Annotated in this window: 15 protein-coding genes; 4 read left to right on the plus strand and 11 right to left on the minus strand. The window is 66.1% G+C overall.

What is annotated here, in order from left to right:
• Positions 1-56 precede the first annotated feature (56 nt).
• Complete coding sequence (gene elbB / locus HNE05_RS18945) at positions 57-722, plus strand: isoprenoid biosynthesis glyoxalase ElbB (protein WP_173210259.1); 666 nt, start codon at positions 57-59, stop codon at positions 720-722.
• Between the two features lie 187 nt (positions 723-909).
• Positions 910-1,380 carry a thioesterase family protein gene (locus HNE05_RS18950; RefSeq protein ID WP_173210261.1) on the plus strand — a complete coding sequence of 157 codons (471 nt, stop codon included), beginning with the start codon at positions 910-912 and terminating at the stop codon, positions 1,378-1,380.
• A 95-nt stretch (positions 1,381-1,475) separates the two neighbouring features.
• On the opposite strand, the gene HNE05_RS18955 is transcribed toward HNE05_RS18950, so the two are convergent.
• From HNE05_RS18955 to HNE05_RS18965, 3 genes are all read right to left on the minus strand, one after another.
• On the minus strand, positions 1,476-1,925 hold the full coding sequence (locus HNE05_RS18955) for a YaiI/YqxD family protein (RefSeq protein ID WP_173210263.1): 450 nt from the start codon (positions 1,923-1,925) through the stop codon (positions 1,476-1,478).
• 88 nt (positions 1,926-2,013) lie between these two features.
• On the minus strand, positions 2,014-2,643 hold the full coding sequence (locus tag HNE05_RS18960; RefSeq protein WP_173210265.1) for a LysE family transporter: 630 nt from the start codon (positions 2,641-2,643) through the stop codon (positions 2,014-2,016).
• A gap of 144 nt (positions 2,644-2,787) precedes the next feature.
• Positions 2,788-4,698 (minus strand): ATP-binding cassette domain-containing protein, encoded by a 1,911-nt coding sequence (locus HNE05_RS18965; protein WP_173210267.1) that lies wholly within the window; start codon positions 4,696-4,698, stop codon positions 2,788-2,790.
• Between the two features lie 104 nt (positions 4,699-4,802).
• Here HNE05_RS18965 and HNE05_RS18970 point away from each other — a divergent pair, with 104 nt between their 5' ends.
• Positions 4,803-5,261: a TIGR02444 family protein gene (locus HNE05_RS18970; RefSeq protein ID WP_173210269.1), complete on the plus strand. Its 459-nt coding sequence runs from the start codon at positions 4,803-4,805 to the stop codon at positions 5,259-5,261.
• On the opposite strand, the gene HNE05_RS18975 is transcribed toward HNE05_RS18970, so the two are convergent.
• A complete protein-coding gene (locus tag HNE05_RS18975) occupies positions 5,258-6,361 on the minus strand; it encodes an AlgP family protein (protein ID WP_173210271.1) in 1,104 nt (367 codons plus the stop codon). The genes HNE05_RS18970 and HNE05_RS18975 overlap by 4 nt on opposite strands.
• A gap of 127 nt (positions 6,362-6,488) precedes the next feature.
• Between HNE05_RS18975 and HNE05_RS18980 the strand changes: the two genes are divergently transcribed.
• On the plus strand, positions 6,489-7,136 hold the full coding sequence (locus tag HNE05_RS18980; protein WP_173210273.1) for an FKBP-type peptidyl-prolyl cis-trans isomerase: 648 nt from the start codon (positions 6,489-6,491) through the stop codon (positions 7,134-7,136).
• A gap of 220 nt (positions 7,137-7,356) precedes the next feature.
• On the opposite strand, the gene rsd is transcribed toward HNE05_RS18980, so the two are convergent.
• From rsd to hemC, 7 genes are all read right to left on the minus strand, one after another.
• Complete coding sequence (rsd, locus tag HNE05_RS18985; protein WP_173210275.1) at positions 7,357-7,830, minus strand: sigma D regulator; 474 nt, start codon at positions 7,828-7,830, stop codon at positions 7,357-7,359.
• Positions 7,831-8,014: 184 nt separating this feature from the next.
• Positions 8,015-8,542, minus strand: a complete 528-nt coding sequence (locus HNE05_RS18990; protein ID WP_173210277.1) for a DUF3833 domain-containing protein — start codon at positions 8,540-8,542, stop codon at positions 8,015-8,017.
• An 89-nt stretch (positions 8,543-8,631) separates the two neighbouring features.
• Positions 8,632-9,123, minus strand: a complete 492-nt coding sequence (locus HNE05_RS18995; protein WP_173210279.1) for a disulfide bond formation protein B — start codon at positions 9,121-9,123, stop codon at positions 8,632-8,634.
• A 275-nt stretch (positions 9,124-9,398) separates the two neighbouring features.
• Positions 9,399-10,634 (minus strand): heme biosynthesis HemY N-terminal domain-containing protein, encoded by a 1,236-nt coding sequence (locus HNE05_RS19000; RefSeq protein ID WP_173210281.1) that lies wholly within the window; start codon positions 10,632-10,634, stop codon positions 9,399-9,401.
• Positions 10,631-11,758, minus strand: coding sequence for a uroporphyrinogen-III C-methyltransferase (locus HNE05_RS19005; RefSeq protein WP_240008781.1), 1,128 nt, complete (start codon positions 11,756-11,758; stop codon positions 10,631-10,633). Before HNE05_RS19005 ends, HNE05_RS19000 begins: the two co-directional genes overlap by 4 nt.
• A 16-nt stretch (positions 11,759-11,774) precedes the next feature.
• The gene (locus tag HNE05_RS19010) at positions 11,775-12,554 is read right to left on the minus strand and encodes a uroporphyrinogen-III synthase (protein ID WP_173210283.1); all 780 of its coding nucleotides are present in this window, start codon (positions 12,552-12,554) and stop codon (positions 11,775-11,777) included.
• The gene (hemC, locus tag HNE05_RS19015; protein ID WP_173211736.1) at positions 12,551-13,492 is read right to left on the minus strand and encodes a hydroxymethylbilane synthase; all 942 of its coding nucleotides are present in this window, start codon (positions 13,490-13,492) and stop codon (positions 12,551-12,553) included. Before hemC ends, HNE05_RS19010 begins: the two co-directional genes overlap by 4 nt.
• Positions 13,493-13,539: the final 47 nt, after the last annotated feature.

Consider the following 13,539-nt stretch of genomic DNA (forward strand, 5'->3'; position numbering starts at 1 on the left):
TGCCAGGCTGACCGGCATTTGGCGACACCCGCAGTTTTCCCGATCAGGAGCACACCATGAGCAAAAAGGTAGCCGTCATCCTCTCCGGTTGCGGCGTCTACGACGGCGCCGAAATCCACGAAAGCGTGATTACCCTGCTGCGCCTCGACCAGCGCGGCGCCCAGGTGCAGTGTTTCGCGCCGAACGTGGCGCAGATGCATGTGATCAACCACCTGACCGGCGAGGAAATGGCGGAAAGCCGCAACGTCCTGATCGAAACGGCGCGCATCGCCCGCGGCAATGTCGAAGATGTGCGCGAACTGCACGTCGAGCACTTCGACGCGCTGATCCTGCCGGGTGGTTTCGGCGTGGCCAAGAACCTCTCCGACTTCGCCCTGCAGGGCGCCGACTGCACGGTGCAGGCCGATGTACTCGCCGCAGCCCAGGCCTTCGCCAAGGCCGGCAAGCCGATCGGCCTGATCTGCATCGCCCCGGCCCTGGCGGTGCAGATCTTCGGTGCCGGCGTCACCTGCACCCTGGGCAGCGCCGAAGACCCGGCCGCCGAGGCCCTGCAGGCCATGGGCGGCACGCACAAGGCTTGCACGGTGGAAGACATAGTCGAGGACAGCGCGCACAAACTGGTCAGCACCCCGGCCTACATGCTCGCCCAGTCGATTGCCGAGGCGGCTTCCGGCATCAACAAGCTGGTCGATCGGGTGCTGGAACTCGCCAACCCGCACTGACCGCTCTGCCGTAGGGTGCAAGGAAGCACCACCCTCTGGCGCGTCCGGAGCACCCTACGCAGGACGCCTCCCGCCATCAGCGGGGCAAAAGAGCCATTCCACCCCGTGACTCCGCCGCAGCACTGGTCAAGCGGGCGCAACTGCGGCAGCGTGGGGCCTTCCGCCCTTGCCGCAGACATAACCACCCATGAGCCAGCCCGCTTTCGAACTCACCGCCGAACTGCGCGACGCCGTCGCCGGTTTCTTCCAGCGCATCCCGTTCAACCAGGTACTGGGCATCCAGCTGGTCGAGCTGTCCCTCGACAAGGTGGTGATGGAGTTGCCGATGAAGCCCGAGCTGATCGGCAACTTCGTCCACGGCATCCTGCACGGCGGGGTGATTTCCTCGCTGCTGGATGTCGCCGGCGGCGCCATGGCGCTGATCGGCGCCTTCGACAAGCACCAGCACCTGTCGAGCACAGAGCGCATGCAGCGGCTGTCCAAGCTCGGCACCATCGACCTGCGCGTCGATTACCTGCGCCCCGGTCGCGGCCAGCTGTTCACCGCCACGGCCGTGCTGCTGCGTTCGGGCAACAAGGTGGCGGTGGTGCGCAGCGAGCTGCACAGCGACGACGGCAGCCTGGTGGCGGTGGGCACCGGCACCTATCTGTGCGGTTGAGAGCCGCCATGAATCTGCCGTAGGGTGCATGTGCTATGCCGTAGCCCGGATGAAATCCGGGAAGCAGGCAACTCTATCCCCGGATTGCATCCGGGCTACTTCATCAGGCGGGTAAGGATGCGATCCAGCGCGTTGGCGAAGGCCTGGCGGTCCTTCTCACCATAGGCGGCCTGGCCGCCGCCCATCTGGCCCTGCTCGCGCAGATCGGCGAACAGGTTACGGGTGGCCAGCTTGTCACCCATGTTGCGCTCATCGAACTCGCGACCGCGCGGATCGAGGGCACTGACACCCTTCTTCACCAGACGATCGGCCAGCGGTACATCGCTGCAGATCACCAGCTCGCCGGGCACGGCATGCTCGACCAGATAATCATCCGCCGCATCCGGACCACTGGGCACCACGATCAGCCGCACGCAGGTAAAGCCCGGTCGCGCCACTGGTTGGCCAGCCACCAGCACCACCTCGAAGCCGCGCTTGAGGGCGAACTTCACCAGCTGATCCCGCGCCCCTCGGGGGCAGGCGTCGGCATCGATCCAGACTCGCATTGCGCGGATTACTCCAACCACGGAAAAGCCGCCATGGTAAGCCATCGATCAGGAACGGGGCGCAAGGCCTCAGACCTGGAAACGCAGCTCAGGCGGTACGTCGCACCATCGCCAGCAGGCCGGCGGCAGCCATGAACAGGCCGCCAAAGGTGCGGTTGAGAATGCGCTGCTGGCGCGGTGAGCGCAGCGCCCGCAGGACGCGCGCGGCCAGGCCGGTGTAGCCGGCCATGACCACCAGATCGACCGCCACCATGGTGGCCGCCATCACCGTGTACTGCGCCAGCAGCGATCCCTGCGGATCGAGGAACTGCGGCAGCACCGCGAGAATGAAGATGATCGCCTTGGGGTTGCTGGCGTTGACCAGAAAACCGCGCAGTACCAGGGTCAGCGGTCGCCCGAGGGGCCGCTCGCCCTCACCAGTGGAAATCTCGCCGGGCAAGGCAACCCACTGCTTCCAGCCGAGATAGACCAGGTAGGCCACACCAAACCACTTGATCAGGTTGAAGGCCAGTTCCGAGGTGGCCAGTACCGCACCGAGGCCAGCAGCCACCACGGCGATCTGCATCAGCAACGCCAGCTGCAGGCCGAGGGCGTTCCAGTAGCCACGCCAGAAACCGTACTGCAGGCCGGCGCTCATCGAGGCAATGGCACCGGCACCCGGCGACAGACTGATCACCCAGCAGGCGACGAAGAAAGCGAGCCAGGTTTCGATAGCCATGGCGAATACCTCAGTGATTGCAATGAATGACGGCAGACGGCGAGCGCCCAGCCGTCACCCTAGCCTACGCGCTTGCCTGCACGACGCCCAGCAGGCGCAGCCGCTAAACGAGAGCGGAAAAGCAGGCCGTACAGGCCGACCCGCTTAGTCGGCTTGCGCCAGCTGCTGCTCCAGCGCTTCCAGCTGCTCCAGGGCGACCATCCAGCTTTCTTCCAGCTCGCCTTCGCGGCTTTTCAGGCGCGCCTGTTCGGCCAGCAACTCGCGCAGCTCGTCCTTGCGCGCGGCCTCGTAGATGCCGCTGTCGCCCAGACGCTGTTCGACCTTGGCCAGCTGCTCGTGCAGCTTGCCCAGCTCCTTTTCCAGCTTGTCCGCCTCGCGCTTGTGCGGCGCCAGCTGCTGACGCAGGGCGGCGGCAACCTGGCGCTGGGCGCGCTTGTCGGTCTTGTCGGCGGCTGGCGCTGCCGTCGCTTGCGGCTGCTGGCGGGCGCGAAAATCGACCAGCCAGCGCGCGTAGTCTTCGAGGTCGCCGTCGAAGGGCTGGATGCGGCCATCGGCGACCAGGAGGAATTCGTCGGTGGTGCTTTTCAGCAGGTGGCGATCGTGTGACACCACCAGTACCGCGCCGGAGAACTCCTGCAGGGCCATGGTCAGGGCCAGGCGCATTTCCAGGTCGAGGTGGTTGGTCGGTTCGTCGAGCAGCAACAGGTTGGGCTTGCCCCAGGCGATCAGCGCCAGGGCCAAACGCGCCTTCTCGCCACCGGAGAAGTTCTGCACCGCCTCGTCACAACGCGGGCCACGGAAATCGAAGCCGCCGAGGAAGTCGCGCAGGGTCTGCTCGCGTTCACCCGGGGCGATACGCTGCAGGTGCAGCAGCGGGCTGGCCTTGGCATCCAGCGAGTCGAGCTGATGCTGGGCGAAGTAGCCGATCGACAGGTTCTCGCCGCGGGCCAGGCGTCCCGACAGCGGGGTCAGCTCACCGGAGAGGGTCTTGATCAGGGTCGACTTGCCGGCGCCGTTGGGGCCGAGCAGGCCGATGCGCGCACCCGGAACCAGCTGCAGCTTGACCTGCTGCAGCACCGCCCTGTCGCCATAACCGAGCTGCACGTCAGCCATGTCCAGCAGCGGACTGGAGATCTTGTCGGCCTCGCGGAAGACGAAATCGAACGGCGAATCGACATGCGCCGGGGCCAGCTCTTCCAGGCGTTCCAGCGCCTTGATCCGGCTCTGCGCCTGACGCGCCTTGGTCGCCTGGGCCTTGAAGCGGGCGATGTACTTCTCCATGTGCTCGCGCTGCGCCTGCTGCTTCTCGTAAGCCTGCTGCTGCTGCGCCAGGCGTTCGGCACGGGTGCGCTCGAAGGCCGAGTAGCCGCCGCGGTAGAGGGTCAGCTTCTGCTGTTCGAGGTGCGCCACATGGTCGACCACGGCATCGAGGAAGTCGCGGTCGTGGGAGATCAGCAACAGGGTGCCGGGGTAGCTCTTCAGCCACTCTTCCAGCCAGAGGATTGCGTCGAGGTCGAGGTGGTTGGTCGGTTCGTCGAGCAGCAGCAGATCCGACGGGCACATCAGCGCCTGGGCCAGGTTCAGGCGCATGCGCCAGCCACCAGAGAAATCGCCGACGCGCTTGTCCATCTGCTCGTTGCTGAAGCCGAGGCCGGCCAGCAGCTTGCGCGCGCGGGCATCGGCGGTGTAACCGTCGGCGTTGTCCAGCTCACTGTGCAGGCGGGCGATGGCCGTGCCGTCGTGGGCCGCTTCGGCGGCGGCCAGGTCGCGCTGCACCTGGCGCAGGAGGATGTCGCCATCGAGCACATAGTCCACGGCCAGACGTTCGAGGTCGTCGACCTCCTGGCGCATGTGGGCGATGCGCCAGTCCGGCGGCAAGTGGCAATCGCCGGCATCCGGGCCGAGCTCGCCGCGCAGCAGGGCGAACAGGCTGGACTTGCCGGCACCGTTGGCGCCGATCAGGCCGGCTTTGTGGCCGGCGTGCAGGGTCATCTCGGCGCCTTCGAGCAGGCGTTGCGGGCCACGTTGTAAGGTAAGGTTCTGAAGTCGGATCATCGCGCGCGTTCACACTGTATCGAGCGGACGCGCAGCTGTAGTGTGAGCACGCCCAAAGGCGGCGCAGTCTATCAGTTTCGCCCCACCCTCGCCCGGAGAGCCTCATGCCGTCTGACCTGTGGACTTTTGCCCAGCAGTGCTACGCCCACCCCGGCGTCGAAGCGGCCTGCCTGCGCCTGCAAGCGGCCGGGGCGGACGTGTGCCTGCTGCTGTGCGGACTGTGGCTGGAGCAGCGCGGCGTGGCCTGCGACGACGAGCGCCTGGCAGCACTCAAGGCACTCAGCGAACCCTGGCAACGCCAGGTCGTGCAACCGCTGCGGGAATTACGCCAGAACTGGCGGGAGGCGGCCCAACTCGATGCGGCGCAGTTGCGCCTGCGCGAGCAGGTCAAGGCGTTGGAACTGGAGGCCGAGCGCGAGCTGTTACGGCGCCTGGAAACCCTGACGGGCGCCTGGCCGCAGCAGGCGCAACCGGCGGCCTGGCTTGAGGCTTTGGCCACCAGTGCAGGAGAACAGCACCACGACGCGCTGCAGGTGCTGCGCGCCGTGGCAAACCGGACTTAAGCGCCGGTCGGTGGGGTGCTGCCATTGCTGGCAGCAGGTGCAGCGGCGGCCGGAGCGGACGCAGGAGCGGCAGCCGGAGCAGGGGCCGGCTTGGCAGCGACCGGCTTGGCGGCCGGGGCTTTCTTCACCGCTGGTTTGGCCGCAGGTTTTGCCGCAGGTTTCGCGGCGGGCTTGGCCACCGCCTTGACCGCAGCCTTGGCTGCTGCTGGCTTGGCCGCGCCGGCCGCCGGCGCCGGCGCCTTCGCTGCGGGCTTGGCTGCAGGCTTAGCAGCAGGTTTGACCGCTGCCTTGGCGGCCGCCGGTTTGGCAGCACTGACTGCTGGCTTCTTCGCCACTGCCGGTTTGGCCGCGGGCTTGGCTGCGGGTTTCGCGGCCGGCTTGACCGGCGCCTTGGCTGCCGCAGGCTTGGCCGCGCTGGCTGCAGGTTTCTTCGCCACCGCCGGTTTGGCTACGGGCTTGGCTGCAGGCTTCGCGGCCGGCTTGGCCGGCGCTTTGGCGGCCGCCGGTTTGGCGGCGCTGGCGGCAGGCTTCTTCGCCACTGCCGGTTTGACGGCTGGCTTGGCCGCGGGTTTTGCAGCCGGCTTGGCGACGGCCTTGAGCGGCGTCTTGGCTGCCGCAGGTTTGGCAGCCGGCTTCTTCGCTACTGCGGGTTTGGCGGCAGGTTTCGCCGCTGCCTTGGCCACGGGTTTGGCTGCCGTACGGCTGCTCAGGGCCTTATTGGCCGCCTCGCGCACCTTGCCTACGCCCTGGGCCAGTTTCAGGCTTTCCTGGGCATCGCGCTTGAGCTGCAGAATGTAGTTACGGGTTTCGGTCTGGCGGGTCTTGAGGTTGTCGAGCAGCTCTTCCAGTTCGCTGATCAGCGACTTGGCTTTGTCCTGCGCCTTGGCCTTGCCGGCCTTGGCTGCATCCTGCAATTTGCTGCGCGCTTCATGCAGTTTTTCCTGGGCTTTGCCGCGTTGCTTTTCCAGTTTGGTCAGCAGGCCTTCGGCTTCGACGAGAGCCTGCGAGCAGGCCTTTTCCAGATGTTCGAGCAGGCTGTGGGAGAGTTGCTGAAGCAGGTGCAGCGGAGTGGTAACGGACTTCTTATTGTTGGTCGGCATGACGTGCCTCCTAACGGACGTTGGTGACCCCATACTAGACGCCAGATTCTCAGGTCGCTAGCTGCACATTGTGACGATGGCAAGCACTGGCATAATCGTCCACACATTCACCCCGAGATTTCCCCCGATGCTGCGCTGTCTTTTGCTCCTGCTCTGCCTCTCGCCCGCACTGCTTGCAGCCTCCACGCCAGAGGATGATCTGGCCTATAGCCTGGGCGCCAGACTGGGTGAGCGGCTGCGCAGCGAAGTGCCCGATCTGCAGCTGGAAGCCTTGCTCGAAGGCATGCGCCAGGCCTATCGCGCGGAGCCTTTGCGGCTGCCGCCAGAGCGCATCGACAACCTCCTCGATGAACACGAGGAACGCCTCGCCCTGCGTGCAGCGGCCGTTCGTCACGAGCAGGCGCGGGCCACGGAACAGCGCTTTCTGGCTGCGGAAAAAGCCAAGCCCGGGGTTCGTGAATTGGCCGGTGGCGTACTGGTTCATGAGCTGCGTCCCGGAACGGGAAAAGCCGGCAATGCCGCACGGGTGCAAGTACGCTATCGCGGCGAGCTGGCCGACGGCAGCCTGTTTGACCAGAGTGAAGGGCCGCAGTGGTTCCGCCTCAACAGCCTGATCAGCGGCTGGCAGACCGCCCTACGGGCGATGCCGGTGGGGGCCAAATGGCGGGTGGTGATTCCAGCGGCACAGGCGTATGGCCAGGCTGGCGCCGGCGATCTGATTCCGCCGGATGCGCCGCTGGTGTTCGAGCTGGAGTTGCTGGATATCGCCGACTAGCAGTCGGCGTCCAGCACCGCCTTAGAATCTGTTTACGATATTTTGAGCTAGAGCCAGGCAGGCGCAACGACCAACGGGAGTAACAGCCGCAGGCTGACCCGAAGGGTGAGCGCCAGCGAATCAATTGGGCGAGGGCGCGGAGTTTACGAGCTGTAAATGAGCAGCCCGAGCCCAATTTCAACGCAGCATGGCCGACGATCAAGAAATCGTAGACAGGTTCTCAGACCGAGGCGACGCCCTGCTGCTCATGGGAATTGTGCAGCACTTCGATCAGGCAATCTTCCAGCTCGAAGCGCTCGTGCAGCATTTGCCCGAGGCGTTTCAACTCCGCGCTCAGGGAAGCGGTATCGCGGCAGTCGCCGTTGTCGCAACGGTCATTGAAGGCCAGCGCCACTTCGGTGATGGCTTCGATACGCGGGTAGATCTGCTTGGCCAGTTCGAGGCCGCGCTGGTCACCGAAGGCCTTGGCCTCGCCGGTCAGTTGCTCGTAAACCTCGAAGTGCCCGGCCGAAACATAGTCGACGAGAATCTCGCAGAAGCGCTGCAGATCCTGAGCATTGGCTGCAGGTGCCTGAGGCTTGTCACTGAGGAGGTCATAGGCGCGAACCAGCTCATGACGTTCCTGAAGCCAGCGGTCGATCAGCTGGTGTACTCCACCCCAACGTTCCTGGGCGTTCTGGCAGCTCTCGAGCATGATGTCCTCACTTCCCTACAGGTGAATGCTGGTGTACCGCAGCCCCGAGCCGATTATTTGGCAACTTGGGCAGCCCCGAAAAAACACCCGGTGAAGTGCCGGATTACTGACGAGACGTTGGGCCAGAGTATGCCCGCCGGCTCCCGCCAGCAAGTCACCTTGATCGGGAAATTGCTGACCCGGGTCATTTCACCGGTTTGTAGAAGCTCAGAGTCACCTGCCCGAGGTCGATCCCCCACTTGGACATGCGCGCACGGTTGAGCATCACGCGCTGATCCATGAGGAACATCCAGTCATCGAAGTCGACCACATACTGCTCGCCATCGACCTTGAGCAACAGCTGGTAGCGCCAGTGCAGGGCATTGCCGGACACCTCGCCGATGGCCTCGCCGACAACATCGCCGGCGGTTCCGCGCCAGCTGCCATCAGCCTGCCGGCGCAAGGTCCAGACGCGCCGCTCGGTGCTGCCGTCGCTGTAGGTGAAGCGTTCGTCGAGGGTACCGACATCGCCCTGCCAGGTACCCGTGAGGGCCACGTGAAAACGTTTGACCACTTCCCCGGAACGGTTCTGGAACATGCCCCAGGCTTCCAGCTCACCGTTCAGGTAGTCCGACAACTCAAGGGCCGGCTGCTCGGCGGCGTACTGGCGAACATCCGTGCCCGTGCAACCGGCCATGCACAGGGCGAACAGCAAGACGATCAAGGCACGCATGATGGGACTCCGGCAGCCGCAAGGTGTGCCAGGACTATGCCGCGCGCGCGGACCGCGGGCAACCGCCCGCCGTTACCGGCTATTGCGGATCAACTGCGACGCAGCAACTGGAACAGGCTGAACAGAATCATGCCGACGAAGGCCAGCAGGCTCCACTCCGGCACGCTCATGCCGAACAGCGTCCAGCTCACTTCCGCGCAATCGGCGGTGCCGTGGAACACCAGACGGACGATTTCCTGCAGCGGCAACGCATCGAGCATGAACTCCAGGCTCGGCAGACAGGCCTCGAGCTGATCCGGCGGCACGCCCTGCAGCCACACCTGGCGTCCGGCCGTGCCGGCACCCAGCGCCGCGAACAGCATGGCCAGCACCGCATACAGACGACGCCCCAGCCGCGCCGGGCCATGGATGGCGGCGATCAGGCAGACCACGGCGAAGAGGATCACGCAGACGCGCTGCACGATGCACATCGGGCACGGTTCCAGCCCGACATAGTGCTCAAGGAACAACGCACCGCCCATCAGGCCAAGGCAACCGAGAAAAGCGAGGAGAAACAGGGTACGCGGATTGGCCAAAGCCATGAGGACTCCGAAGCAGACGGGAAAGGCGGTTACGGTAGAGGAAAGCCGGTCAGGCTTTCAAGGCAACATGCGGCACCTCGTCCGTGACCAGGCGCCGCACGTCTAGTGGCCTGTGCGGCTAATCCGTGCATTCAAGTTCGAGTGCCAGGGTTTGCCAGACAAGGCGCCGCGACGAGTCGTAGCAGAGCTACGGTGAGGAGCGGCAACGCAGTATGGCGAAGTCTGGCGCCGAAATTGGATATTTGAATTAGCCAAACAGGCCACTACCCACGCGCTCAGACGCGCGTCGGCAGTGGCAGGTTCGGCAGTTGCTGATCGAGCAGGCCGAGGCCTTCCTGGAACAGCTGATTGCTCTTTTCCAGCTCGCCCAGATGGGCCAGCAGACGGGCCAGTTCGGCACAGGTTTCCGCGCTGCGGGAAAACTCCAGGCTGATCTCGAAGTACTCGCGGGCCTTGCCCCACAGGCTGTTCTGCAGACACAGGCGACCGAGGCTGAGCAGCAGCACGGGGTCCTGCGGATGCTGCTTGAGCAGGGCTTCGGCCGCCTGCAGCTGACGCGCCGGATCACGCCCGCGCAGCAGGCCATAGAGCCGCACCAGGCGGCTATCGTAAGCCTGCTTGAGGCCCTTGCGCAGGACCTCCTCGGCTTCTTCCGGGGCACCCAGCTGCTGCAGCTGACCGGCATAGGCGAGCAGCAACTCTGGCTCGCTGCGCTGGGTCGAGGACAACTGCTGCCAGGCCGCAGTCAGCGGCTGCAAGGCGGCCTCACCCTGGTTCAACCCGGCCTGCCCGGCAGCCAGCAGGCGACCTTGCCAGACCTGCCGCTCCAGGGTAGCCAGGTCCTCGCCGCCGAGCACCTGGCCCTTGCGCAGCTCGGGCAACAGATCGAGCAGGGCCGACCAGTCGGCCCGGGCCAGCAGCAGGCTCTGCAGCTGGCGCAGTACCTGACGGTGACGCGGGTGACGCTGGCGCATCACCTGCAAGGTTTCCTGGGCGGCGGCACTTTCACCACGCGCCTGCTGCAGTTCGGCATGGGTCAGGGCAATGGCCAGTTCGGCCTGCGGCTGACGCTGCAGGGCGCGCTCGAGAAAGCTGTCGCTCTGTTCGTAATTGCCCAGCTGCTGCGCCGCCCGGGCCGCGCCCAGGTAGTGCATCAGCGGCTGGCGCTCACCTTCGGCCGCCTGCTGCAGATGGCGCACCGCACGCTCCCAGCGCCCTTCGGCGAGATCCAGCAGGCCCTTGTCGGCCGCCAGCTGCTGACGCTTGCCATGATTGCGCCGCGACCAGGGATTGAGCAGGCCACCGGAAGCCACGAACAGCCGCCACAGCCAGCGCACGCCCCAGACCAATAGCCAGACCAGTGTCGCCAGGAGCAGAAACACCCACAGGCTGGACTCATAGCGAAAGCTCTTCCAGGCGATCAGCACATAGCCGCTGTGTTCGGCGATGGCCAGACCAAGCAGGGTGGTGGTGGCGACCACCAGAAGCAGCAGCAGGATGGCGCGGATCATTGCCCGCCCTCCTCGGTTTCCACTGCGTCCACCGCTTCCGGCATCAGCTCACGGGCCTCGCGCAACTTGAGGTAGGCCTGCAGGGTATTCAGCGCCGGATCCAGGCTAGGCAGCTTGGCCACGACCGCCTGCTCACCCAGCTCGCCGATGCGCTGCTGCATGGCCTTGACCGCCTGATTGTCACGATCGAAGTAGTTGTCGAGCACCGCATGCGCCGCCGTCAGGGCCTGCCGGTAGACCTCCGGCTGGCCATTCAACGCGCCCCATTGCGCCTGCTCCAGGGCCAGCGCCAGGGTCAGGCGCACCTGCGCCAGGCTCTGCCCGGCCAGTAGCGGACGCACATCCTGGTCGGCCTGCAGGTCGAGGCGCACATAGCGCGACAGCTTTGCCCACAGCTCGGCCCAGCGACTGCTGTCACTGGCACTGGCGGCCGTCGGCACTTCGCTCGGCAGAATGTATTCGGGGGCGAGCATCTGCAGCTGATCGACCTGCCCACGCAAAGCCGCCAGCTGCAGGAACAGACCACTGCGATCGACCTGCGGCAGGCTGTTCAGCGCCTCCAGCACCTTGATCAGCTCACCGCGCGCGGCGAAGGCCTGCGGATCATCCTGCGCCTGCAGGATGCTGTCGGCCCCCTGCACCAGCGCGGTGGCGCTGTTGACGTCCTGCAATGCGCTGAGACGCAGCATGGCCAGGCGCAGCAAGTGCTCGGCCTCGGCCAGGCGCCAGTCTTCGCGGCTCTTGCCGAGCAACCCGGAGAGGCTTTGCGCCAGGCGCTGCTGATCGCCCTGCAGGCTCACCAGCAGGTCGCGCTGGGCGCCCAGGTCGGCCGCAGTCGGCAACCCGGCCAGGCGCTGGGCGATGCGCTGCTCGCTGGCCTGCAGCTGTTGCTGCGCCGCTGCACTGCTCTCGTTGAAGCGGGCCAGCTGCTGCGCCGCCTGGTCCTGCTGCAGGTACAACTGCCAGCTGCTCCAGCCACCGGCAGCCAAGCCGGCGGCGCCGATCAGCAACGCCACTGCGGCGAGGCCACGGCCCTTGGCCTTGGGCGGCGCTACGGCGGGCGACTGAGCCTTGGTCAGAGTGTCCTGAGTTGCTTCGCTGATCTGCGGGGCTGTCTCGCTCACGTGTCCATCCTTTGCATCAGAGGGGCGGCGCGCTTGCACGCAAGGCCGCCAGAACAGCCGCAGCACTGGCGCCGCGACAATCGATTGGGTGCAGGGCACCGGCCGCCCGGGCCAGCTCGGCGACCCGTGGGCTGGGCACCAACAAGGGTAGCCGAGCCAGCTCAGGCCAGTCAGCCCCGGCCAGTTGCTGCAGATGTTCGAGGCCCTGAGCACTGCTGACCAGCAGGGCGTTGAGACGTTCCCCGCGCACGCGCTGCACCAGGCAACCAGGTGGATAGTCCGGCAGCACGCGGCGATAGAGTTCCAGATAATCGACCGCCACGCCACGTTCGCGCAGGGTCTCGGCGAGCAGTTCGCGCCCGCCCTCGCCGCGCAGGATCAGCACCCGCGGCGCCGGCGTAGCCAGTGCCTGCTGCAACTCGGGCAGCGCCAACAGGGCCTCACTGTCGTCGCCAGCAGCCGGGCAGGTAGCCCGCAGGCCGTGGGGTTCGAGGTACGCATCGAGGATCTGCGCGGTCGCCGCGCCAACGCTGAACCAGCGCTGACTGGCTGGAGGCTGTGGCCAGTAGCGTTCGAGCAGCTGCAAGCCCAGGCGTGCAGCCGGCTTGCTGACCACGATCAGTGCGCTGTAGCGCGCCAGTTCATCCATCGTCTTGCGCTGCTCGGCGATTTCCGCCAGCACCTCGATGGCCAATAGGGGCAGGCTGCTGCTGTACACCCCGGCTTCGGCCAGGGTCGCGGCCAGGGCCGCATTCTCGGCGGCCGGGCGGGTCAGCAGCAGGCGCCAGCCCGTCACTCGGCGGCGGCCTCGCCGTAGACCGCCTTGAGGATTTGCGCCGCGCCCTGCGCCAGCAGTTGCTCGGCCACCTGCACGCCCAACTGCTCGGCAGCGGCGCGTGGCGCACGGGCCTCGGCACGCAGCAGCAGGCCGCCATCCGGTTGGCCGACCAGGCCGCGCAGCCACAACTGCTCACCTTCGAGCAGGGCATAGCAGGCGATTGGCACCTGGCAGCCGCCATTGAGGTGCTTGTTCAGCGCCCGCTCGGCATTCACCCGGTCGGCTGTATCGGCATGGTGCAGCGGCGCCAGCAGGGCGTGAATCTCGCTATCGGCCGTGCGGCACTCGATCCCCACCGCGCCCTGACCGCCAGCCGGCAGGCTGTCTTCGGCGCTGATCGAGGCACGGATGCGGCTCTCGAAGCCGAGGCGAATCAGCCCGGCGGCGGCGAGGATGATGGCGTCGTACTCGCCGGCATCCAGCTTGGCCAGGCGGGTGTTGACGTTGCCGCGGAGGAACTGGATTTTCAGATCGGGCCGGCGCGCCAGCAGCTGAGCCTGGCGGCGCAGGCTGGAAGTGCCGACCACGCTACCGGCCGGCAGCTCAGCGAAATTGGCATAGGTATTGGAGACGAAGGCGTCGCGCGGATCTTCCCGTTCACAGATGCAGAACAGGCCGAGGCCGGCGGGGAAATCCATCGGCACATCCTTCATCGAATGCACGGCGATGTCGGCTTCGTTCTCCAGCAGGGCGGTTTCCAGTTCCTTGACGAACAGGCCCTTGCCGCCGATCTTCGCCAGCGGCGCATCGAGCAGCTTGTCGCCACGGCTGACCATCGGCACCAGGCTGACCTTGAGGCCGGGATGGGCCTGCTCCAGGCGCGCCTTGACGTGTTCGGCCTGCCACAGGGCCAGGGCACTCTTGCGAGTGGCAATACGGATTTCGCGGGACATGATCACTTCCGGAAACTGAACTGCCGGGAATGATAACAGGCTGGCTCGGC

Origin of the sequence: Pseudomonas campi (assembly GCF_013200955.2) — a bacterium.
Classification (GTDB): domain Bacteria; phylum Pseudomonadota; class Gammaproteobacteria; order Pseudomonadales; family Pseudomonadaceae; genus Aquipseudomonas; species Aquipseudomonas campi.

Excerpts from the sequence above, each read along its gene's own strand:
- HNE05_RS18970 (WP_173210269.1), top strand. The coding sequence starts at position 4,803 with ATGCCGTCTGACCTGTGGACTTTTGCCCAGCAGTGCTACGCCCACCCC.
- HNE05_RS18990 (WP_173210277.1), bottom strand. The coding sequence starts at position 8,542 with ATGCGTGCCTTGATCGTCTTGCTGTTCGCCCTGTGCATGGCCGGTTGC.
- HNE05_RS18975 (WP_173210271.1), bottom strand. The coding sequence starts at position 6,361 with ATGCCGACCAACAATAAGAAGTCCGTTACCACTCCGCTGCACCTGCTT.
- HNE05_RS18995 (WP_173210279.1), bottom strand. The coding sequence starts at position 9,123 with ATGGCTTTGGCCAATCCGCGTACCCTGTTTCTCCTCGCTTTTCTCGGT.
- elbB (WP_173210259.1), top strand. The coding sequence starts at position 57 with ATGAGCAAAAAGGTAGCCGTCATCCTCTCCGGTTGCGGCGTCTACGAC.
- rsd (WP_173210275.1), bottom strand. The coding sequence starts at position 7,830 with ATGCTCGAGAGCTGCCAGAACGCCCAGGAACGTTGGGGTGGAGTACAC.
- HNE05_RS18955 (WP_173210263.1), bottom strand. The coding sequence starts at position 1,925 with ATGCGAGTCTGGATCGATGCCGACGCCTGCCCCCGAGGGGCGCGGGAT.
- HNE05_RS18980 (WP_173210273.1), top strand. The coding sequence starts at position 6,489 with ATGCTGCGCTGTCTTTTGCTCCTGCTCTGCCTCTCGCCCGCACTGCTT.
- HNE05_RS18965 (WP_173210267.1), bottom strand. The coding sequence starts at position 4,698 with ATGATCCGACTTCAGAACCTTACCTTACAACGTGGCCCGCAACGCCTG.
- HNE05_RS19000 (WP_173210281.1), bottom strand. The coding sequence starts at position 10,634 with ATGATCCGCGCCATCCTGCTGCTGCTTCTGGTGGTCGCCACCACCACC.
- HNE05_RS18950 (WP_173210261.1), top strand. The coding sequence starts at position 910 with ATGAGCCAGCCCGCTTTCGAACTCACCGCCGAACTGCGCGACGCCGTC.
- HNE05_RS18960 (WP_173210265.1), bottom strand. The coding sequence starts at position 2,643 with ATGGCTATCGAAACCTGGCTCGCTTTCTTCGTCGCCTGCTGGGTGATC.